The organism is Paenibacillus pasadenensis, from assembly GCF_002864175.1.
Taxonomy (GTDB): Bacteria; Bacillota; Bacilli; order Paenibacillales; family Paenibacillaceae; genus Paenibacillus_O; species Paenibacillus_O pasadenensis.
Map to the genome: position 1 here is coordinate 912,865 of NZ_NFEZ01000003.1, position 20,381 is coordinate 933,245.

Annotated in this window: 19 protein-coding genes; 4 read left to right on the plus strand and 15 right to left on the minus strand. The window is 58.5% G+C overall.

Features of this window, described 5'->3' with window-relative positions:
• Window positions 1-36 precede the first annotated feature (36 nt).
• Window positions 37-339, minus strand: a complete 303-nt coding sequence (locus tag B8V81_RS07575) for a hypothetical protein (RefSeq protein WP_101808067.1) — start codon at window positions 337-339, stop codon at window positions 37-39.
• Window positions 340-818: 479 nt separating this feature from the next.
• Window positions 819-1,256 (minus strand): GtrA family protein, encoded by a 438-nt coding sequence (locus tag B8V81_RS07580; protein ID WP_101808068.1) that lies wholly within the window; start codon window positions 1,254-1,256, stop codon window positions 819-821.
• A 161-nt stretch (window positions 1,257-1,417) separates the two neighbouring features.
• Between B8V81_RS07580 and B8V81_RS07585 the strand changes: the two genes are divergently transcribed.
• The 3 genes from B8V81_RS07585 (at window position 1,418) to lplA (ending at window position 3,962) form a co-directional block, all read left to right on the plus strand.
• Entirely contained in the window at window positions 1,418-2,314 is an 897-nt protein-coding gene (locus B8V81_RS07585) for a phosphatidylinositol-specific phospholipase C/glycerophosphodiester phosphodiesterase family protein (protein WP_052333601.1), read from the plus strand.
• Between the two features lie 292 nt (window positions 2,315-2,606).
• Complete coding sequence (locus tag B8V81_RS07590; protein ID WP_028600476.1) at window positions 2,607-2,837, plus strand: hypothetical protein; 231 nt, start codon at window positions 2,607-2,609, stop codon at window positions 2,835-2,837.
• A gap of 138 nt (window positions 2,838-2,975) precedes the next feature.
• Window positions 2,976-3,962 (plus strand): lipoate--protein ligase, encoded by a 987-nt coding sequence (gene lplA, locus B8V81_RS07595; RefSeq protein WP_101808069.1) that lies wholly within the window; start codon window positions 2,976-2,978, stop codon window positions 3,960-3,962.
• Between the two features lie 301 nt (window positions 3,963-4,263).
• Here the strand turns inward: lplA and B8V81_RS07600 are convergent, their stop codons facing one another.
• The 13 genes from B8V81_RS07600 to B8V81_RS25705 all read right to left on the minus strand — a co-directional run bounded on the left by B8V81_RS07600 (window position 4,264) and on the right by B8V81_RS25705 (window position 19,673).
• A complete protein-coding gene (locus B8V81_RS07600) occupies window positions 4,264-4,665 on the minus strand; it encodes a DUF2500 domain-containing protein (protein WP_180968393.1) in 402 nt (133 codons plus the stop codon).
• Window positions 4,666-4,855: 190 nt separating this feature from the next.
• Window positions 4,856-5,884 carry an ABC transporter ATP-binding protein gene (locus B8V81_RS07605; protein ID WP_101808071.1) on the minus strand — a complete coding sequence of 343 codons (1,029 nt, stop codon included), beginning with the start codon at window positions 5,882-5,884 and terminating at the stop codon, window positions 4,856-4,858.
• Complete coding sequence (locus B8V81_RS07610; protein ID WP_101808072.1) at window positions 5,881-6,918, minus strand: ABC transporter ATP-binding protein; 1,038 nt, start codon at window positions 6,916-6,918, stop codon at window positions 5,881-5,883. The genes B8V81_RS07605 and B8V81_RS07610 overlap by 4 nt, the downstream gene beginning before the upstream one ends.
• Window positions 6,885-7,856, minus strand: a complete 972-nt coding sequence (locus tag B8V81_RS07615; RefSeq protein ID WP_101808073.1) for an ABC transporter permease — start codon at window positions 7,854-7,856, stop codon at window positions 6,885-6,887. Before B8V81_RS07615 ends, B8V81_RS07610 begins: the two co-directional genes overlap by 34 nt.
• Window positions 7,853-8,821, minus strand: coding sequence for an ABC transporter permease (locus tag B8V81_RS07620; protein WP_101808074.1), 969 nt, complete (start codon window positions 8,819-8,821; stop codon window positions 7,853-7,855). The genes B8V81_RS07615 and B8V81_RS07620 overlap by 4 nt, the downstream gene beginning before the upstream one ends.
• 210 nt (window positions 8,822-9,031) lie before the next feature.
• Entirely contained in the window at window positions 9,032-10,795 is a 1,764-nt protein-coding gene (locus B8V81_RS07625; protein ID WP_342352562.1) for an ABC transporter substrate-binding protein, read from the minus strand.
• Window positions 10,796-11,336: 541 nt separating this feature from the next.
• Entirely contained in the window at window positions 11,337-12,407 is a 1,071-nt protein-coding gene (locus tag B8V81_RS07630; protein ID WP_028600470.1) for a M42 family metallopeptidase, read from the minus strand.
• 81 nt (window positions 12,408-12,488) lie between these two features.
• Window positions 12,489-14,303: a sensor histidine kinase gene (locus B8V81_RS07635; RefSeq protein WP_240479070.1), complete on the minus strand. Its 1,815-nt coding sequence runs from the start codon at window positions 14,301-14,303 to the stop codon at window positions 12,489-12,491.
• A gap of 8 nt (window positions 14,304-14,311) precedes the next feature.
• Window positions 14,312-15,100, minus strand: coding sequence for a response regulator transcription factor (locus tag B8V81_RS07640; RefSeq protein WP_028600469.1), 789 nt, complete (start codon window positions 15,098-15,100; stop codon window positions 14,312-14,314).
• Between the two features lie 115 nt (window positions 15,101-15,215).
• Window positions 15,216-16,880, minus strand: coding sequence for an extracellular solute-binding protein (locus B8V81_RS07645; protein WP_101808243.1), 1,665 nt, complete (start codon window positions 16,878-16,880; stop codon window positions 15,216-15,218).
• A 173-nt stretch (window positions 16,881-17,053) separates the two neighbouring features.
• Window positions 17,054-17,941 carry a carbohydrate ABC transporter permease gene (locus B8V81_RS07650; RefSeq protein WP_101808244.1) on the minus strand — a complete coding sequence of 296 codons (888 nt, stop codon included), beginning with the start codon at window positions 17,939-17,941 and terminating at the stop codon, window positions 17,054-17,056.
• A 52-nt stretch (window positions 17,942-17,993) separates the two neighbouring features.
• The gene (locus tag B8V81_RS07655; RefSeq protein WP_028600466.1) at window positions 17,994-18,950 is read right to left on the minus strand and encodes an ABC transporter permease; all 957 of its coding nucleotides are present in this window, start codon (window positions 18,948-18,950) and stop codon (window positions 17,994-17,996) included.
• 480 nt (window positions 18,951-19,430) lie between these two features.
• Window positions 19,431-19,673, minus strand: a complete 243-nt coding sequence (locus B8V81_RS25705; protein WP_244912728.1) for a hypothetical protein — start codon at window positions 19,671-19,673, stop codon at window positions 19,431-19,433.
• Between the two features lie 226 nt (window positions 19,674-19,899).
• On the opposite strand from B8V81_RS25705, the gene B8V81_RS25710 reads away from it, so the two are divergent.
• Window positions 19,900-20,328, plus strand: coding sequence for a DUF4183 domain-containing protein (locus B8V81_RS25710; protein WP_101808245.1), 429 nt, complete (start codon window positions 19,900-19,902; stop codon window positions 20,326-20,328).
• Window positions 20,329-20,381 lie beyond the last annotated feature (53 nt).

Sequence of the window (20,381 nt, forward strand, 5' to 3'; positions counted from 1 at the left end):
AAATAGCATCCATCGGATCCTTCTCCTTTGTCTGCTCTATCTTCGCTTATCGTCCGCTCTCTGAAGGAACGCCTCGACGCTGCCTCCGCGCAGCACATGCTCCACCAGCTGCTCGACGCAATCGGCGATGCCGCGTTCCCGCAACAGTCCGGTCAGCAGCCCGGCCGCATCCGCAGGCGAGCCCGCGCCGGCCGAAGCGAGCGCACGGTCCGCCCGGACGGAGGCTCTCGGTCCGTTCGCCCCCAGCGTCTCGTCCAGCGCCAGGCGATCGAAAAAAGCGCGCAGCCTCTCCCGCTTCGCAGTCAGCGATCCCTCTTCCGCCTGCTTTTGAAGCGCCATATCGGTTCCTCCCCGAATCATCAGACTTCGCATGGATCAGACAACAGCCGTCAGAAACCGCTTCGCTTTACGGACAAGCATCCGACAGGGGATAGCTTGTTCGTAACGATTATGACACAAATAGTAGCAACTGGTTGAGGGAAGAAAGGCATGTTTCGGATTAGTCTTTCCTGTTCATTTTCATGCCCGGTTTTCACGCCTCCTCTCCTACTTCCGGCTGGAAGCCCCGCATGAATATTCAGATTTGTTTCCGCTTCCACTGCCATGTATGCGCTCCCTTTCCTATTCCTAGAAAACGTTCGCTTCGCCAGCGCCAATGACTTCGGACTCATGATCCGGTCAACGTGAAAAAGACCGAAAATCTCGCTCGCAGAGCGGCTTTTTCGGTCTTTGACGGTGACGGATCAGCTGACATGGCCTTGCCGGGCCGGCGGCAGGACAAGGACTTGCGAATCAGCTTCCCCGTCGATTTTCCCGGATCAGCTCTTTCCCGGCTCCGATTCGACAAGGCTCGCGACTTTGGTCGCCTCGTCCGCTGGCCCCGATTCTCGAAATACCCACAGCCGATTCAGGATGAATCCGATTCCAGTAGCGGCAATGATCGAAATCGCTTTGCCGATCAGCGCATTCCAGCCGAGCCATTCCTCGCAAAGCACTAAAATGGAGGTCGATAATCCGAACATTAGACCGTTTACGGCAAGGAATTTAAGCATTTCGGCTTTTTGGGCCCGGCCTCTGCGACCAAAGGTCCAGCTGCGGTTCACCACATAACTGTTGATTGTCCCGCATGCGAAGCTTGCCGTCTGGGCGATCAGGTAATTGACGCCGAGCAGCGCATGCAGCAAAGCGAATACGCCGTAATCGACCAGCGTGTTCATGACGCCGGTCAGCCCGTATTTGACTAGAGTTCCCATCATTCTTTCCTTCCCGACTCCGAGTGACGTTCCGCCTTTAACCGTAAGCCAACGCAAGGGCTTGCGTCAAGCGCCTTCCGAATGCTGGAAAAAGATCGAAAATCAAGGCTTCGGATTATATAATAGATAGGATTGCATTCCGAGAGAGCGAGGAAAGAGAAATCATGTTCGAACGATTAAAGCGGGCTGCGATTGGAATCGCGCTCGCCGCAGCCGCTCTGCCCCTGCTGTCCGGCAGCCGGCCCGCCCTGCTGGATTGGCGGGAGCCGCCGCCGGCCTGGACGAGCCAGTCCTTGGTCGCTCATGCGATGGGGTCGGTGGATCAGCTGTTCTTTACAAATTCGCGCGAAGCCTTCGAGCAAAATTATGCACGCGGCTATCGCGTTTTCGAGGTCGATCTGCAGCTGACGACAGACGGCTTTTTGCTCAGCCGCCACGATTGGGGCAACTATTTGTACGACCGCTTCAAGCAGGTCATCCCCCGCGAGCAGATGGACCGCCCGGCTCCGCTGGAGCCCTTGCTCTCCTTGCCGATCTACGGCCGATACCACGCGATGAGCTTTGAGCAGATCGTCGAGCTGCTGCAAAACCATCCCGATCTATGGATCGTCACCGATACGAAAGGAACGAGCGAGGAAGAAGTGCGGCAGCAGTTCGAGGCGATGATGCGCGCCGCAAGCGGCAAGGAGGGCGTGCTGGAGCGCGTCATTCCGCAGCTTTACAGCCGGGACATGCTTCGCTGGGTGGAAAGCATCCATGCTTTTCCTTCCTATATATATACGTTGTACCAATCGCAGGACAGCGAGCGTCAGGTGCTCGACTTCGTCCTCGCGGAACCGAAGGTGGACGCTATCACGATGGCGCAGGACCGCGCCCTGAAGTCCGCTCCGTTCATCGCCAAGCTCGCTTCCATGCGCGTGCCGGTCTATGCGCATACCGTCAACGACGAGACGATCATCCGCGATCTGGCGGCGATCGGCGTGCATGGCATTTACAGCGATTCGATGACGTACGGGCGCCTGGAGCAGTCCCGAATCCAGCTGCCCAAAAGAAATTCCTGATCTCTTGCGTACGCAAGCAGGAATGACGGATTCGATCCAGAAAACCTTGTAGGGAAGAAATTTGTATCAGAGGTTGCAACTGTTGTCAAGTTTGATTATACTTACTTTATGAAAGAGACGAATTGCATGCTATTTATGCTTGCAAACGTCCATGTCAATGCCTTTGTAACCATTTCATAACGCTTTTTTAAGAATCTCTTAATCTTGCTTGGTTACAATAAGAACAACCAAGAACGACGAGGAAAGACCGATAAAAGCAGGACCAACTCGAAAAGAATTGGAGTGAAAAGCGATGAGAACGCTCATTTCCTTTCAAAACAAAAAAATTCCCGTTTATGTAACGGAACAAAACAATAAAAAAGCGCTGGATAAACTGGGCGAGGTCATGAACCGCAAGCTGTTTACCGGCAAGAATTCGCTGAAGAACAGCCTCCGTTCGCTGATCAGCGTGGAAATTACCGGCAGCGAAGCGACGCTTCATACGTACAACGAAAAGGATACGCTGACGATCTCGCTTTATTGATCGGATGGCTCAGGCCTGCCCCGCTCCGCATGACGTGGAGCGGGGCTTTTTCTGCTGCTGCCCGAATTGGGAATCGCTTGCCCGATATGGTACATTGTTCTCATCGCAAGCATCCTATCCAATGGAGGAGAAGCCGCCATGCTGTTCGTCTCGAATCGGGACATGCACGATCCGTCCCTCAACCTCGCCTTGGAGGAATACATCCTGCGCCATCTTCCCGCCGACAACGACTACCTCCTGTTCTACATCAACGAGCCGTCCATCATCATCGGCAAAAACCAGAACACGCTCGAGGAAATCAACGAGGAGTACGTCAAGGAGCAGGGCATCCATGTCGTGCGCCGTCTTTCCGGCGGAGGCGCCGTCTACCACGATCACGGCAATCTCAACTACAGCTTCATCACCAAGGACGACGGCGAGTCGTTCCGCAACTACCGCAAGTTTACCGCTCCAGTCATCGAGGCGCTGCGCTCGATGGGCGTCGAGGCCGAGCTGAGCGGACGCAACGACATCCAGGTCGGCGAGCGCAAAATATCCGGCAACGCGCAGTTCGCAACGCGCGGCCGCATGTATACGCACGGCACGCTGCTGTTCCAATCCGACATTTCCCATGTCGCCTCCGCGCTCAAGGTCAATCCGGAGAAGTTCAAGTCCAAGTCGACCAAATCGGTCCGCAGCCGCGTCGCCAACATCTCCGAGTTCCTGCAGGAACCGATGTCGGTCGAGCAATTCCGCTCCCGCCTGCTCTCGGCGCTGTACGAGGGCCGTACGCCGGAGACGTACGAGCTCTCCGCAGCCGACTGGGAAGGCGTCCGCAAGCTCGCGGACGAGCGGTATCGCAGCTGGGACTGGAATTACGGCCGCTCGCCGGCGTTCAACATGCGGCAAGTCAAGCGCCTGTCCGCCGGCACGTACGACGTCCGGCTCAACGTAGCCTCGGGCCGCATCGAGCAAGCCTCGATCTACGGCGACTTTTTCGGCATCGCCGAGGTCGCCGAGCTGGAGGAGCTGCTGTCCGGCATCCGCTATGAGCCCGAAGCGGTACGCGAAGCGCTCGCCGGCGTCGATCTCGTCCCTTATCTTGGCCCGGTCGAGCTGGACGAATTCCTGCAGCTGCTGTTCTGACAGAAGCTTGTCCATACGCCAGCAAGCTCCCATGTCGACTGATCTTCAATACGTCGACCGTCACGCCGCTCTCCTCCGCCATTTCGCTCCCCCCCAAGCATGCGCCCTCCTCCTTTCCTTGCCTTGCTGTACACCCTCCTTTTGCAGGAGAGTCAACTCCGGATTCGCCTGAAAAAGAAAACCACGCCAAAATGCCGGATTTCCTCAAGAGGAAATCCGGCTCTATCCGGTGCGGGCGCCGTGCTCGGCCTCCGGGTCAAGACGATATTCGGCGGAATCGCCGCGCAAGCTCCGCTTGCCTTCAGCCGAACTGAATGACGCGGTTGTTGTCGCGTTCGAAGCCCTGGAAGCGGCTGCCGCGAAACGACAGCTTGCCGATATCGCCTTCGGCCAGCTGGCCGTAATCGCGTCCGCTGATCGCGAACTCCATCCGGTCTCCGCTTTCCACCTCGAACGTCGCGTAATAATCGGTCTTCGTCTGCTGCGGCTGCCCTTCCTCGTACGGCTGCTGGCTTCGCACGCGCGAGCGCTTGCTGACGACCGCCGCCTTGACCGAGAGCAGCGGCTGCGCGCTGTTGCGGCTCCAGCTCGCATACGAACGGATGAGCCCTGCGCCGATGATGACCGCGATGACCGCGATCAGAATCGTCAAGCTCGTTCCCGCCGTCGTAAAGATCGAATCGATGCCCGAATCGGTTCCCACTCGCGTTCCCTCCCCGATGACTGACCTTAGGCTCCTTAGTCCCATTTTATGTCGGAGCGGGGCGCTTATTCGAGGGGATTGGCCGGACTCGTCCCCATCGCAGCGGCTCCAGCGCAGCTCCCGTCAAAAAAAGCTGTTCCGCCCTTGCCAGCGCAGCCGGCATAGCGGAACAGCTTGTCGTTCGTTCGGCTCAGCCGAGCGTTTTTGCAGCCAGCCGCTCCAGCGAGCCGTCCTCGACGAGCGGGAAGTGGCAGGCGACCTGACGGCCCGGCAGCGCTTCGGCGAGCAGCGGCTCCTCCGCCTTGCAGCGATCCTGCGCCATCGGGCAGCGTGGATGGAAGCGGCAGCCGCTCGGGGGATTGGCCGGAGAAGGCACGTCGCCCTTAAGGATGATGCGCTCGCGCTTGAGCGCCGGATTTGGACGCGGAATCGAGGAAAGCAGCGCCGCCGTATACGGATGCAGCGGCTTGTTGTACAGCTCCTCCGTCGGTCCGACCTCCGCCAGCTTGCCCAAATACATGACGCCGACCCGGTCGGAAATGTGGCGGACAACGTTCAGGCCGTGGGCGATGAACAGGAACGTCAGGCCCAGCTCCTTTTGCAGTCGGGCCAGCAGATTGAGCACTTGGGACTGGACCGAAACGTCCAGGGCGCTTACCGCCTCGTCCGCGACGATGAACTTCGGATTGAGCGCGATCGAGCGCGCGATGCCGACGCGCTGGCGCTGGCCGCCCGAAAACTCATGCGGATAGCGATTGCGGCGGGAGGCGTCAAGACCGACCAGCTCCATCAGCTCGACGACGCGGGCGTCGATCTGCGCGGCCGTCATGTTCGTATGCACCTTGAGCGGCTCGCCGATGATGTCGCTGACGAGGAAGCGCGGGTTCAAGGAGCCGAACGGATCCTGGAAGATGATCTGCAGATCCTGGCGAAGGTCGCGCAGCTTCGAGCTGCCGAGGGCGTGGATGTTCTGGCCGTTGTAGATGACTTCGCCGTCTGTCGCGCTCTGCAGGCGCAGGATGACGCGGCCGAGCGTCGATTTGCCGCAGCCGGACTCGCCGACGAGGCCGAACGTCTCTCCCTTCTTGATTTCCAGGGAAATATCGTCGACCGCCTTTACTTGGCCGACGACGCGGCTGAGCAGCCCTTTTTTGATCGGGAAGTATTTCTTGATGTGCTTGACCTCGATGAGCGTCTCGTTCGAGAGCTGCTTGCTCATACCCTTACCTCCCCGTGCTCGATCGCTGCCCGTGCCGGCGAGACCTTCGACTCGGCGGCATGCTCCTCGAACAGCCAGCAAGCGGCTTTATGGTCCTGTCCGAGCTGGAAGAAGCCCGGCTCCTGCTTGCGGCAGACATCCATCGCATGCTCGCAGCGGGGATGGAAGCGGCAGCCGGTCGGCAGCTGGTTGATGCGCGGAATCGTGCCTTTGATCGTGTACAGGTCGTTGCCGTCGTTGGCCTCGAAGCCGGGAATCGACTTCAGCAGGCCGACGGTGTACGGATGGCTGGGCTTGGAGAAGATCTCCTCGACCGAGCCCTCTTCCATGATGCCGCCGGCATACATGACGACGATCCGGTCGGCGACTTCCGCCGCGACGCCCATGTCATGGGTGATGAGGATGATCGCCATGCCGGTTTCCCGCTGCAGGTTCTGAAGCAGGTCCAGAATCTGCGCCTGCACCGTCACGTCGAGCGCGGTCGTCGGTTCGTCGGCGATTAGCAGCTGCGGCCGGCACGCCAGCGCGATCGCGATGACGACGCGCTGGCACATGCCGCCCGACAGCTCATGCGGATACTGCTTCGCGCGGACTTCCGGAGACGGAATTCCGACCTGGCGCAGCAGCTCCACCGCTTCCTTCATCGCGTCCTTGTCGGATTTGTTCTGGTGGAGGCGCAGGCTTTCGGCGATCTGGTCGCCGACCGTGAACACCGGATTGAGCGCGCTCATCGGATCCTGGAAGATCATCGCGATCTGATTGCCGCGAATGCGGCGCATCTCCTCCTGCTCCTTCGCCGACAGCGATTCGCCGTTGAAGGAGATGTCGCCCTCGAGGATCGCTCCTCCGGCGTAATCAATCAAGCGCATGATGGCGAGGGAAGTGACGCTCTTGCCGCTCCCGCTCTCGCCGACGATGCACAGCGTCTTTCCCTCTTCCACGTTGAAGGAGATGCGGTCGGTCGCTTTCACGATCTCCTTGTTCACGAGGAAGCCGGCACTCATTTCGTTGACTTCGAGAATTTTGCGCGCCATTGGTCCAGCCTCCTTGGAGAAAGTTGTGCTTTTTGACGAGGGTCCATCGCGTCTCGGATGCCGTCGCCGATGAAGTTCACGGCTAGTACGACGACTAGAATGCAGACGCCGGGATACACGCCCTGAAGCGGGTCAAGCAGCATGAATTCCTGAGCGTTGCTAAGCATCAGCCCCCAGCTGGTAGCCGGGGATTGAATACCCAGCCCAAGATAGGAGAGTGCGGATTCAGCCAGGATCGCGCCGCCGACCATGAGCGTCGCATTTACAATGATCGGGAACGTCGAGTTGCGAAGCAAATGGCGGAAAATGATGCCCCAGCTGCTGACGCCCATAGACTTGGCGGCCTCGACGTACTGCATCTCGCGCAGCTGCAGGAAGTTGCCGCGGACGAGCCGCGCCACGCCCATCCAGCTCGTGAACGACAGGATCATGATCATCAGCATGAAGTTCGTGCCGAAGATGGCTCCGATCAGGATGTTCAGGAACAGCGTCGGCACGGAGTACATGACGTCGACGATACGCATGAAAATGATGTCGGTCCAACCGCCGAAGTAGCCGGATATCGCACCGATAAGAGAACCGATCGTAACCGCTACAGCTGCTACAGCAAAGCCGATTGCCAGCGAGATGCGTCCGCTGAAGATGATCCGCGAGAAGATATCGCGCCCCAGCTCGTCCGTGCCGAGCACATGGTCGCCTGTGAACGGCCGCAGATTGGCGCTCAGCAGGTCTTGCCGAGCTGGATCATACGGAGCGATCCAAGGAGCAGCGACGGCTCCCACAATAAACAGCAGCAGAACGACAAGCCCGCTCATCGCGAACGGATTACGCTTGAACTTGTTCCAAGCCATCCGCCAAGGCCCGAGCGGCTTGTCAGACAGCGGAGTGGGGCTGGCTGGAGCTTCTGTACTGGATGCAGACTGCAATTGGGCGCTCATGCGGCCTTCCCTCCTTTGTTCAGCTGGACGCGCGGATCTACAGCTGCATACAGAATATCCGCAATGAGGTTGCCGATGACGACGAATACCGCACCAAGCAAAGTGATGGCCATCAGGACGGAATATTCACGTGCATTCGCCATATCTACGAAAAGCCGCCCCATGCCCGGCCAGTTGAATACCGCTTCCGTCAAGGCGGCGCCTCCGACCAGCATCGGCAAGTCGAGGCCCACAAGCGTAATGAGCGGAATCATCGCGTTGCGCAGCGCATGGCGGAAAACCACTTTATTCTCTCTTACGCCTTTGGCACGGGCAGTGCGGATATAGTCCTGCTGCAGCACCTCCAGCATGCTGGAGCGGGAGTACTTTAAATAACCTGCCAAGGAACCAAGCGTCAACACGGATACCGGCAGCACCATATGCATCAACAGATCAGGAATATTACCTTCTTTGCCGATCGTATACATGTCTGATAGCGGCAGCAAGTCCAGCTTTATGGAAACATAACTCTGCAAGATGATGCCGAACCAGAACGTCGGCATCGCGAAGCCGACATAGGAGACAAAGGAAGCGGTCTGGTCGGACAGACCGTACTCTCTCGTACTATTATAGATGCCCCACGGAATGGCAATCAGCAGCGTCAAAATCCAGGTCGCGCTCATTAAGATAACGGAATTTTTAACCGTCGGCCACAAAATATCTGCGACAGGTATGTTGTTCTTGAACGTCGCTCCGAGATCGCCGCTTAACATATTTCCGAGCCAGCGAAAATACTGCTGCGGCAGCGGGTCGTTAAGGCCGAGCTGTTCCGCCTTGATCTGGCCCGCTTCGATCGATAGACCGGGAGAAAGGAAGATTTGGGTCGGGCCGCCCGGCGCTGCATGGATCAGGCCGAAGGTGAAAATGGTGATGAGAAAGAGCACGATGACGGATTGCAGCGTCCGTCGGATTAAATACTCGCCCATAAGGTTATCCTCCTTGTATGCTGATTGCTCGAATACGGATTGCCGGCTTTGCGCCGGGCATAACCGGACATTCTGCGCGAGAAGCGGTTATGCGCGGAGCAAAACCGTTTTCCATCGCTGGATAAGGCTGGATCGGCGACTGAGAAAGGACAAAGGAGGAAGGACATTGCCCTTCCCCCTCTATCGGCTGATTCTCAGGCGAACAAGATTTTATTTCTTTTCTTCCAGCCACCATTTGTTAATGCCGAAGAAGCTTCCGTATGCAAGAGCAGGTACAGGCTTCCATGCATCCTCATACTTCACGCGCGTATTGTATACAGCGGGAGTACCATATTGATACAGGAAGACGTAAGGCAGGTTCGTGGAGATCTGCTGTGCGACCTGCTTGTAGATCTCTTTGCGCTTCTCCTGATCCGTCGTGGAGTAGCCTTCGATCCACAGCTTGTCCAGCGTCTCGTTTTTGTACCAGCCGGAGTTTTGGCCGTTCGGCGGGAAGTACTTGGACGAGAAGATCGATTCGCTGTCCGGATCCGGACTGTTGAGCGACCATGCCTGCAGCGCGGCTTGATATTTGCCCGGCGTGATGTTCTGCTCGATCCAGGACGAGAAGTCGATGCCCTTGGTCGTGACGCCGATGCCGATGTCGGCCAGGTTTTGCTGGATAACAGCGGATACCGCTTCGCGGCGGCTGTTGCCGGAGTTGTACTGCAGCTCGAATTTGAACTCGAAGCCGTCCTTGTCGACCGTGCCGTCGTTGTTGCTGTCTTTCCAGCCGTCTTCGGCCAGCAGCTGCTTCGCTTTTTCGACATTATAGTCGTAGGTCACGGCATCGCTGCCCGGATCTGCCCAGGTGCCTGGCAGGAACGGAGCGTTGAGCGCCTTGCCGGTGCCTTTGAGGATGTTGTCGAGCACGCCTTGACGGTTGATCGCATAAGCGATCGCCTGACGCGTCTTTTCGCCCGTGAACGGAGACTCCTTGCCGCCCCAGTTCATTTTGTTGAAGTTGAAGCTCATGTACTCATACAGAGGACCCGGCTCGAGAATGACGTTGAGGTTCTCTTTTGTCTTGACGGCTTCGACCTGGGTGACCGGCACGGCGCCGACCATGTCGACATCGCCTTTGATAATAGCCTGCACGTTCGTGTTTTGATCGGCATAGATCTTGTAGATGATCTTGTCGATGTTGACATCGTTGACGTCCTTCGCCCAATAGTTCGGGTCTTTTTCGAACGACAAGTATTGCTTCTGATTCCACTCCGTCCATTTCCAAGGTCCGTTCGTCACGGTCTTGGCCGGATCGATACCGTACGGGCTCTTCTGCAGCTCGGCCAGCGGCACGTCCTTCATAACATGGGCAGGAACGACGGAAGTGACAAGCGAGTTCAGGAATGGAGCGTAAACGGTCTTCATCGTGATTTTCGCCGTTTGCGGATCGATCACTTTAATCTTGTCCACTTTGTCGAACGTGCTGATGCCTGGGGATGCCGCGGCCGGATCCTTGATCGTGTTGAACGTGAACGCGATGTCGTCCGCCGTCACCGGCTGGCCGTCGCTCCACTTGGCGTTCGCCTTCAGCTTCAGCGTGTACGTCAGGCCGTCTGCCGAAATTTCCGGAAGCGCCTCCAGCAGGGACCAAGGCTCGGCGACAACGTTGCCGCCCGCATCATAGTCGAGCAGGTTGGAGAACATGAAGTACGCCGCATCGCCGGAAGACGTGTCTGCGATGTAAATCGGGTTCGCGTTGACGATGTCGGAGAAGGTACCGATTGTCAGCGTGCCGCCCTTGACCGGGCCGGAAGGCTCAGCCGTCGGAGCCGGGGACGCCGCTCCCTCGTTCGCGGTGTTCGTCGCCGGTGTATTTGTGTTTCCGGCGGTGTTCGTGCCGTTGTCATTGTTGCCGCAGCCTGCGGCGATGACCCCCATAACGGACAAGCTGGCAATCATGGCTTTCCACTTAAACGATGAAGCTGCCACTCCACATTCCTCCTTGGCTCTAGCCAAAACTGTGTTTTTCCGGTCTCATTGTAGCACCTTTTTTAACGTTAGAATATAGATATGTCTGAAAATAATTAAAATTTTATTAATCGCATAAATATGCATAGAATCTTTTTTCATCGGGCAGCGCTTTCAGTTAGACCGCTGTTAGGTTTAGAGGCCATTATCAATGGAGTGAGAATGTGAGATAAGTATTCGATTTTCGGGATATTCAAACAAAATGTCAGGAAATCTGACGCTTTTATTTCGATTTGAAACGAATGCTGGACACAGTACAAATTGAAGCAAAAAGCCATTATTTTTCGTATAATTTTGTTGTTTTTTAATGCAACGCTTTAACGCAATATAAAAGCAATACGTTAACTTGATGTTGTAATTATCCCTCTATAATTGCCACCATATCCCATTAAGGTGAAGTCCGTCCCTCGCCGGGCTTCTCCTTTTAGGACAAAAAGCGGACCCGTTCCATGAAAAAAGACCCCTCTTCAGGGGTCTTTCGCGCTAGCCCGACGCCTCTCCCTTACCGGGACAGAATCGTCTCGAACGTGCTTCGGTCGAGCTTGCGGACCAGCCGGAACAGCAGCTGCTTGGCCGCGTCGTAGTCGTCGACATGCATGATGGCGGCGGCGGTATGGATATAGCGGGCCGGCAAGCCTATGACCGCGGACGGAACGCCGATGCCCGACAGATGCACCTGCCCGGCATCCGTGCCGCCCTGCGAGAAGTAGTACTGGTACCGGATGCCCTCCGTCTCCGCCGTATCCCGGATGAGCTCGACCAAGCCGCGGTGGGTGATCATGCCCGGATCCTGGACGCGCAGCAGCGCGCCTTTGCCGAGCTGCCCCATAGCCGTGCGGTCGCCGGTGGAGTCGGCCGCCGGGCTCGCGTCAAGCGCCAGGAACAGGTCCGGCTGCACGAGATTGGCCGCGGTCCGCGCTCCGCGCAGGCCGACCTCCTCCTGGACGGTGGCGCCCGTATAGATTACATTGGGATGCTCGGCGCCCTTGAGCTCCTGAGCCAGCTCCAGCGCCAGCCCGACGCCATAGCGGTTGTCCCAGGCCTTGGCCATGATCTTCTTCGGATTGGCCATCGGCGTGAACGGACATACCGGCACGATCGCCTGGCCGGGACGGATGCCCATGGACATCGCGTCCTCGCGGTTGTCCGCGCCGACATCGAGGTACATCGACTTGATGTCGACGACCTTGCTGCGCGCGGCATCGTCGAGCAGATGCGGCGGCGTCGAGCCGATGACGCCGATGACCGGCCCGTCGTCCGTGACGACCTCCATGCGCTGCGCCAGCATCGTCTGGGCGTTCCAGCCGCCGAGCGTCACGAACTTCAGCATGCCGCTCTCGGTGATCGCCGTCACCATCAGGCCGACCTCGTCCATATGGCCGGCCACCATGATGCGCGGCCCCTGCTCGTCGCCGCGAAAGACGCCGAAGACGCTTCCGAGGCGGTCGTGGACGAGCTCGTCCGTATGCCGCTTGAGCTCAGCCTCCACGAACCGGCGCAGCTCCAGCTCCTGTCCCGGCACGGCCCTCATCTCGGTAATCGTGCGGAATAGCTCCATCGTTTCCTGATTCATCCTGCTTGACCTCCTGCTACCCGAATGATTCCAGTATAGCGCATGCCAGGATGGATGCCAAAACCGTTCGAGCGGGTCCGCTCAGCCGCCCGCCTGTCCCTCAAGCAGCTCGTCCACCGAGGCGGACGCCCCTTCCATGCCTCGGCGCGCCGGGATGCGGATGCGGACGAGAGTGCCGCCGCAAGCCGGATCGCTCTCGATGCGCACGCCGTAAGGAGCTCCATAATACAGCTGGATGCGCTCGTGGACGTTGCGGATGCCGTAGCCGCGCCGCACGGGCTGGCGGTCGGAGAACAGCTCCTCCACCCGCTCCCGAGGCATGCCGATCCCGTCGTCGCGTACCCAGAATTCGAGACATAAGCCGCTATCCTCGCGGAGCAGCATGGCGCCGATCGCCAGCTCGATCCGGTCGCCCTTCCACGCATGCTCCAGCGCGTTCTCGACGAACGGCTGCAGCAGCAGCTTCGTCATCATGAAGCGGTTCACCTCCGCGTCCCACTCGTACGCCACGCTTACCCGGTCGCCGTACTTGACCTGCTGAATGGCCAGGTACGCCTGGATCTGCTCAAGCTCGTTGCCCGCGGGGATGATCGTCTTGCCTTCGTTGAGCGACATGCGGTAGAACTTCGCCAGGTTCATGATCATCCGATGCTGCTTCTCCACCTCGCCGAACTTGGCCAGCCGGCTGATCGAGGACAGCGTATTATATAGAAAATGCGGATTGATCTGCGCCTGCAGCGACTCGAGCTCCGCCTCCTTCTTGCGCAGGTTGGTCAGATAGACCTCCTGGATCAAATTGTCGGTCCGCGCCCCGAGCGCATTGAGCGAGTCCGCGATCTGCGCGAACTCGTCCTGGCCGCGGTAGCGGATGCGCTTGCTGTAGCTGCCTTGGCTGAACGCTTGCAGAATATGGATGATCTTGTTGATCCGCTTCATGAACGCTCGCGTCACAGTCAGCGCGACCGCAGCGATGACGATCGCGCTCAGCACGCAGACAAGCATCGTAATCCAGGTGATTTTTCGGGAGCCCGATTCCAGCACGTCGATCGGGATCGCCGCCACGAGATTGTAGCCCAGATCCGGCAGATGATCCTGAATGATCAGATGACGATCCACCGGCATGCCCTTCCAGTTGGCTGGAGCTTCTTCTCGCGGCCCAGAGGCGAACATAATCTGCTTGTCCTTCGTCTCGATCTGCAAGGCGCTGCCGCGGATCAGCTTGCTCGCATCCACGCTTTCGAACAGATCGCTCAGAAAGACGCTGATGCGAATCATGCCGACATCCCGCAAGCCGGTCGCCTGGCTCGTATCGACGAGCCGTCGAAGCAGCGAGATACGGCCATGCTCGGCGTCGTCGCCGACCTGCATCCAGACGAGCGTGGAGCCGTACTTCTCCTCCGGGAACATGCGATACCAGGATTCGTTCTCGATGCGGCTCAGATGCAGCATCTCGAAAAAGCGGTTCTTGACCGCGACGATATCCGTCCCCGGATCGGCGGTATAATACACCTCCGAGATCGATTCGTTCTTCAAATAGACGCTGAGCCGCATTTTGCGGTTCGTCGAGTCGAGCGTCGCCCAAAACTTGGGCATCAGCACTTTTTTGGTCGCTTCATAGCTGACCCAGCCGGCTTCCGCATGACGGATCGACCGGGCGAGCGTCGTGTCGTAATACAGCGCGTCGCTCAGCCGCTTCGTATCTCCGACCTTGTACTGAATGTTGTCCTCCATCTGCCGCAGCGTGCCGCGCAGGCTGCTCTCCGTCTGGGAGCGAACCGATTCCGACAGGACCATGTTGGCGACATAGCCGAGAATCGCCAGCGGCACGATCGTCAGCAGCATATAGGATGCGAAGAGCTTGATGCCGAACGGGATGTAGTTCTTTTTCCGATCCATAGCGCCGCTCATCCCATTCTTCGATATTCGTTGGGCGTGACCCCGAACGTTTCCTTGAACTGGCGGCTGAAATACGGCATGTACCGATAGCCGACCTTGTCGGCAATCTCGTAGATGCGCAGCCTCGTCTCGCGCAGCAGCTCCCCGGCCTTGCGCATGCGCCGATCGATGAGATGCTCGCTGAAGTTCACTCCGGTCTCTTCCTTGAACAGCGCGCCGAGATAATTGGGCGAAAAGGAAAATTCGTCCGCCAGTAGCTTCAGCGTCAGATTCTCATGCAGATGCTTCTCGATGAACGCCGTCATCTCGATGATGAGCTTGGCGTTTTTGGAGCTTCCCTTGCCGGCCGCTCCGGAAGGACGAGCCTCTTCCTTGACGTCGTGCGCCGCCGCAGAAGCGGCTGGCAGCGCCTCCTTCTCCCCGTCGAGCTGCTGCACGAGTCTCAGCAGCGCCGCTTCGAGCTCCGAGTCGTCCATCGGCTTGAGCACATACCCCCAGGCGCGGAGCTGCAGCGCCTGCTTCACATAATGGAAATCCTGGTAGCCGCTCACGAAGACGACCCGCAGGGAGGCATATAAAGAAAGCGCCTTCTCCGCCAGCTCCAGCCCATTCATTCTCGGCATATGGACATCGGTCACCAAGATGTCGATCCGCTCCCGCTCCAGAATCGCATAAGCGTCATAACCGTTGTGCACGGCGCCTACGACCTCCAGCCCGAGCTGCTCCCACGGAATGAATGCGAGCATCCCCTTCAAGTCCAGCTCCTCGTCGTCGACGAGAAGAACCTTATACTTCACGGAGCCCCCTCCTTCGCGTTTCGGTCCTGTTCTATGAAAGAAAAACCGCCGTCCCGGCCGGGACGGCGGACTTTCCTCTAGTATAGCGCGAGCGGATCCCGAATACAGTCGCTTCTTAGTTGCCCGCCATTTTCGTTTTGTTTTCTTGCCATTTTTGCGTCTTGAAGTCAAGCAGCTGCTGATAACCGATCGCCATGGCGTCCTTGTCGGCTTTATCGAGGATCGACAGCACTTCTTCGTCGCTCTTCGCATACAGCGCCTTGGCGCGAGCCTCATCCCAGATCTCTTCTACGCTCGTCTGGATGATGCCCTCCTCGGAGTCGGCCGCAGGCGCGAGGTTGATGAACTCCGTCGCGTCCTTCTGCGTCGGCCACGTAATCGTGCTTTGGTACTTCGACTCCCAAGTCTGCTCGGCTGCCGGCAGCGTCGACTCGAATTTCATCTTGGACTTGTCGATGAAGACGGAATTGCCGACCCATTGCAGGTTGACGGTAGCGTCCATCGTTTTGGTGCGGCCTTCTACGTCGCTCAGGTAAGCTTCCGTGAACTTAGGAGCGCCGTCCGCTTCGTCATAGCCGTCCCAGTATTTGCCCTCTGGTCCCCAGATCAGCGTACGGGTACCTTCCGGACCGGTCAGCCAGTCGAGGAACGCGAAGATCTTTTCCGGATCCTTGGCGGATTTCGTGATGACGCTGACGTTCCAGCCAAGACGCGTGAACGTGCCCGGGAAGATCTTGTTCTTGTCGAGGCCTTCCTTGTGGATCGGCCAGACCATGAAGTAGCCGTCGTTCGGGTCCTTCTTCTTCAGCTCGGCATCGCCAACGGATCCATACTCGGTCGGGCTTGCGCCGGCGAAGACGGCCGCTCCTCCCGTGTAGGCCTTCTCCTTGACCTGATCCTTCGTCTGGGTCATGGAATCCGCGCTCATCAGCTTCTCACGGAACAGCTTGGAGGCATACAGCATGGACTCGCGGAAGACGTCGTCCTTAAAAATCGATGTCAGCTTGTCGCCGCTGATCGCCGCCCGGTTGGAGATGGAGGCGAGGTTGGCATCTTCTTTGAAGGCGCTGTACAGAACGTCCAGCCCTTGTCCGTCGACCGCCAGGTCCGGGTTGAACGGCGTCACGTTCGGGAATTTCTCCTTGACGGCTTTCAGATAGTTGTAGAAGTCGTCCGTCGTCTCCAGCTTCGGCGAGCCGAGCGCCTCGTAGTATTTTTTGTTGACGACGTAGCCGGCGTTGCCGATCGGCTGCGACGTGTACCAGTTCGGGAACTGATAGATTTTGCCGTCGCTGGAGCGGAGCATGTTGATCGCTTCTTCGCCGACCCATTTTTTGAAGTTCGGGTATTTGTCGAGGTAGTCGTCGAACGGTACGAGCATGTCGGCCGCGCGCAGCTTCTCGACATCCGCGCCGCGGTCCATCCAGATGACGTCGGGAAGCGTTCCGGAGGCGATCATCGTGTTGAGCTTCTGGGCCGCATTGCCGCCCGACTGGATCGCTGTCACGTTGACCTTCATGTTGTCCTTGATCCACTTGGACGACTCGTCTGCGCCCCATGTCGGCATCGTGTACCAATCATAATGGCCGTACATGCTGTACTCGAGCGGCTCGCTCCCGACCGTCCAGGCCGCGCCGGCCTCAGGCGCGGCGGAGGCTGCCGGAGAGGCGCTCGGCGTGCCTGCATTTTCGGCCGCGCCGCTGTTGCCCGCACCGTTGTTGCCGTTGTTTCCGCCCGAACAGCCGGCCAGCGCAGTCGCTGCCGCCAATGCCAGAGCCATGCCTTTGAACGCGTTTTTGTTCCATTTGCCCAACTCGTTCATCCCCTTTTCTCAGCTCTAATAATAAAAGGATTGCTATGTTTGAACGCGCGGCCATCCGCTCGGCGGACCGCCGCGCCTAAAAACCAAGAGTACGTGCTTGCGGCCGATGCGGGCTGAAGTCTCCGAACGAATCAGCCCTTGACGGAGCCGACCAGAACGCCCTTGACGAAGTAGCGCTGCACGAACGGATAGACCATGATGATCGGCAGCGTCGCCACCATCATCGTCGCCATCGAGAGCGACTTGCTCGTGATGCTCTTCATCGCCGACAGGCGGGCCTGCGCCGCCGAGTCGAGCTGCTGCATCTGCTCGGTCATGATGTTGGAGTTGAGGATCTGCTGCAGCTTCGTTTGGATCGGAATCAGGTTCTCGTTGTTGATGTAGATGCTTGGCATGAACCAGTCGTTCCAATGGGCGACCGCCGTGAACAGCGACAGTGTCGCGATGACGGGTCCCGAGAGCGGCAGCACGATGCGGAAGAAGGTGCCCCAATAGCCGCAGCCGTCGATCTTCGCCGACTCGTCCAGACCGGCCGGGAGACCGAGGAAGAAGGTGCGGAAGACAATCATGTTCCAGACGCTGATGAGCGACGGGATGATGAACACCCAGAAGGAGTCGAACAGGCCGAGCTCGCGGATCAGCAGGAAGGACGGGATCAGTCCGCCGCTGAAGTACATGGTGATCAGGCAGGCGACCATGTAGAACTTGCGGCCCATCAGCTCGCTTCGGGTCATGCCGTAGGCGAAGATCGCCGTGCACAAAATCGCGGAAGCGGTGCCGATGATCGTACGCAGCACGGAGACGCCGAAGGCGTGGATGATGCGCTTGTCCTGGAAGACGATTTCGTAGTTTTCCAAGGTGAAGGAACGCGGCCAGACGGTGATTCCGCCGAGCGCGGTATCCATGCCTTTGTTCAAGGAGACGACGAGCGCGTTCCAGAACGGATAGAAGGTCGATAGGGCCAGCAAGGCCAGAAAGAGATAGACGAAGGCGGTCAACACGCGGTCGCCGCTGCTCATCCTGATTTTCAACGCAGCTTCCTCCTTAAAAGGGCCTGATTCTTGGTGTCGATTACCAGAGGCTGTTGCCGGAACGCCTCGCGAACAGATTGGCCAGCGTCAGCAGCCCTACGCTGATGATCGCCTTGAACAGGCCGACGGCAGTCGCATAGGAGAACCGCTGGGACTCGATGCCCATCCGGTACACGTACGTATCCAGAACATCGGACACATTCCGCAGAATCGGGTCCTTGCCGAGCAGGAGGATATCCTCGAAGCCTGCGCTGAGCAGGTTGCCGACCGCCAGGATGAAGAAGATGACGACAACCGGCATGATCGACGGGAGCGTGACCAGGAAAATCTGCTTGAAGCGGCTGGCCCCGTCCATCGAGGCGGCTTCGTACAGGCTTGGATCGACACCGGCGATGGCGGCCAGGTAGACGATGGAGCCGAAGCCGATTTCTTTCCAGACGCCCGTCGTGACGAGGATTGTCCAGAAGTATTCCGGCATGCTCAGCCAGCTGAGCGGCTCGTCAATCAGGTTGAGCGATTGCAGGAGCATATTGAGGCTGCCGTTCTCCGTGGACAGGATGGAGATGGCGAGGCCGGATACGATGACCCAGGAAAGGAAATGCGGCAAGTAGCTGACCGTCTGCACGATACGCTTGAAGAAGCGGTTGCGCACCTCGTTGAGGAGCAGCGCGAGCAGGATCGGGGCCGGGAAGCCGACGGCGAGCTTAAGCCCGCTGATGACAAGCGTGTTGCGCATGACGCGCGTGAAGTTCGGATCGTTGAAGAAGCGCTCGAAATGCTTCCAACCGACGAACGGGCTGCCTGTGATGCCCTTGAAGATGTTGTAGTCCTGAAAGGCCGTGATAACGCCGTACATCGGGATGTAGCTGAAGACGAAAATGAGCAGCAGCGCGGGAATGACCATCAGCTGCAGGTCCCATTGTCCGAAGAAGCGGGTCAGGACCGTTTTCTTTTTCGGCCGTTGCGCCGGGTTCAATTCCGTTTGTAGTTGAGCCATGTTGATTGTTCCTCCCCCCGCTTCTAATTGTAGGATGGGCGTGACAGCGCTTCTACTGGCCCATTCAACGAAAAATGATAGAAATCAAAGAAATGTTAGTTTCCATCACATATTTGATCGGGATGATCGCAATTTGTGAACCCTTACAAAAAATGTATGCGTTATCCAACCATTTTGATTTCGCTTACACCTGACATCGCCTTTCGAGAAGCTGGCCAAAAGGTTAAAATACCTCACATGCCGATCTTCCATTCCACCGGAGTCTACTTCGAAAACGCCCAAAGCGGAGGCAGCGCCGTTTCGATCCGGCTCCGCGCCTCATATACTTTTGGCAAAGGCGGAGAGCAGATATGACGAAACGAGGAAAAGCGAGCCCTTGCTGCGAGCCACGCGATCGGCGCCGTGCAGCAGGCTGAAGAAGCGCCGCAGAGGCGGAAGCGAGGCGCTGCGCAAAACTAGAGGCCGGCCCCTTCGAACGGATCAGCCCGGACGCAGAGCCTGCCGCTGCCGAGAGGCCGGGAAAAGGCGGAGCGAGCCGCGAGCCGTCAGGCGCAAGCCGAGCCGGTCCCGGGCGGCCGCACGGCGTACGATCGTAGCCGAGCGCTTCGGGTTCCTGGCCCGCTCGGACGGCGTCAGCCGGCGATACGGGCCAGGAGCGGGCGGCATCGGCGACATCCCCGCTCCGAGCGCGGTCACCTGGCAGCAGCTGTACATCAACGGCATGCCGCAGCCGCCGCGCGCCTATTCGGTCGAGCCGGGCCGCCTCACGCTGCTCGTCCGCGACCTGCCGTCGCCCGGAACGCCGATCCAGCTGGAAAGCTGCCGGCTCTCGCTGGCCGCAGCGCGCCGCAGAGCTTCCCGATCCGCTCGCAACGGGCCCGAATCTATCACTTTCCCCTGGCAGGATTCATATCTTATAGAATCAACTCGGAAAGGAGAGGATCCTCTCATGCCTCCCTCCCTGATCAAGCATTTTCTGGTCGTGACGAGCACGGTGAGCGGCACCGTCGATACGACGACCGTCACGGCCGTCGACGATGCGGTGACCCGCTTCAGCGCGACGGTGACCTCAGCGATGATCGACGCCGGAGCCGGCACGGTGACGATCCCGGCCGAAAGCTTCTTCGACGATGCTGGCGATGCCGTGCCGACGGGCAGCCTTCCCGTCGTCTCTGCCGGCGGTTATGTCAATGTGTATGTCAACGGCATGCTGCAGCAAGGAGCGCTCACGACGACGTCGCCGACGACGGTCGTGATCGCATCCGCCGACATCGTCCCCGGCACTCCGGTCATTCTGGAATTCCATTCCTACGACGGCACGACCTCCACCAGCACGTCGGTGCCTTCGCTCATCGTCAATTCGACGATCACGAGCTGAAGCCGCTCCGCGCTGCGCGCCCAGACAAGCCGAAGAGGCCCTCGTTTCCTTTA

Bases quoted from the DNA above. Each gene is read 5' to 3' on its own strand.
- B8V81_RS07575 (WP_101808067.1), bottom strand. From the start codon at position 339: ATGGCGCTTCAAAAGCAGGCGGAAGAGGGATCGCTGACTGCGAAGCGG.
- B8V81_RS07580 (WP_101808068.1), bottom strand. From the start codon at position 1,256: ATGATGGGAACTCTAGTCAAATACGGGCTGACCGGCGTCATGAACACG.
- B8V81_RS07585 (WP_052333601.1), top strand. From the start codon at position 1,418: ATGTTCGAACGATTAAAGCGGGCTGCGATTGGAATCGCGCTCGCCGCA.
- B8V81_RS07590 (WP_028600476.1), top strand. From the start codon at position 2,607: ATGAGAACGCTCATTTCCTTTCAAAACAAAAAAATTCCCGTTTATGTA.
- lplA (WP_101808069.1), top strand. From the start codon at position 2,976: ATGCTGTTCGTCTCGAATCGGGACATGCACGATCCGTCCCTCAACCTC.
- B8V81_RS07605 (WP_101808071.1), bottom strand. From the start codon at position 5,884: ATGAGCAAGCAGCTCTCGAACGAGACGCTCATCGAGGTCAAGCACATC.
- B8V81_RS07610 (WP_101808072.1), bottom strand. From the start codon at position 6,918: ATGGCGCGCAAAATTCTCGAAGTCAACGAAATGAGTGCCGGCTTCCTC.
- B8V81_RS07615 (WP_101808073.1), bottom strand. From the start codon at position 7,856: ATGAGCGCCCAATTGCAGTCTGCATCCAGTACAGAAGCTCCAGCCAGC.
- B8V81_RS07620 (WP_101808074.1), bottom strand. From the start codon at position 8,821: ATGGGCGAGTATTTAATCCGACGGACGCTGCAATCCGTCATCGTGCTC.
- B8V81_RS07630 (WP_028600470.1), bottom strand. From the start codon at position 12,407: ATGAATCAGGAAACGATGGAGCTATTCCGCACGATTACCGAGATGAGG.
- B8V81_RS07635 (WP_240479070.1), bottom strand. From the start codon at position 14,303: ATGGATCGGAAAAAGAACTACATCCCGTTCGGCATCAAGCTCTTCGCA.
- B8V81_RS07645 (WP_101808243.1), bottom strand. From the start codon at position 16,880: ATGGCTCTGGCATTGGCGGCAGCGACTGCGCTGGCCGGCTGTTCGGGC.
- B8V81_RS07650 (WP_101808244.1), bottom strand. From the start codon at position 17,941: ATGAGCAGCGGCGACCGCGTGTTGACCGCCTTCGTCTATCTCTTTCTG.
- B8V81_RS07655 (WP_028600466.1), bottom strand. From the start codon at position 18,950: ATGGCTCAACTACAAACGGAATTGAACCCGGCGCAACGGCCGAAAAAG.
- B8V81_RS25705 (WP_244912728.1), bottom strand. From the start codon at position 19,673: ATGCCGTTGATGTACAGCTGCTGCCAGGTGACCGCGCTCGGAGCGGGG.
- B8V81_RS25710 (WP_101808245.1), top strand. From the start codon at position 19,900: ATGCCTCCCTCCCTGATCAAGCATTTTCTGGTCGTGACGAGCACGGTG.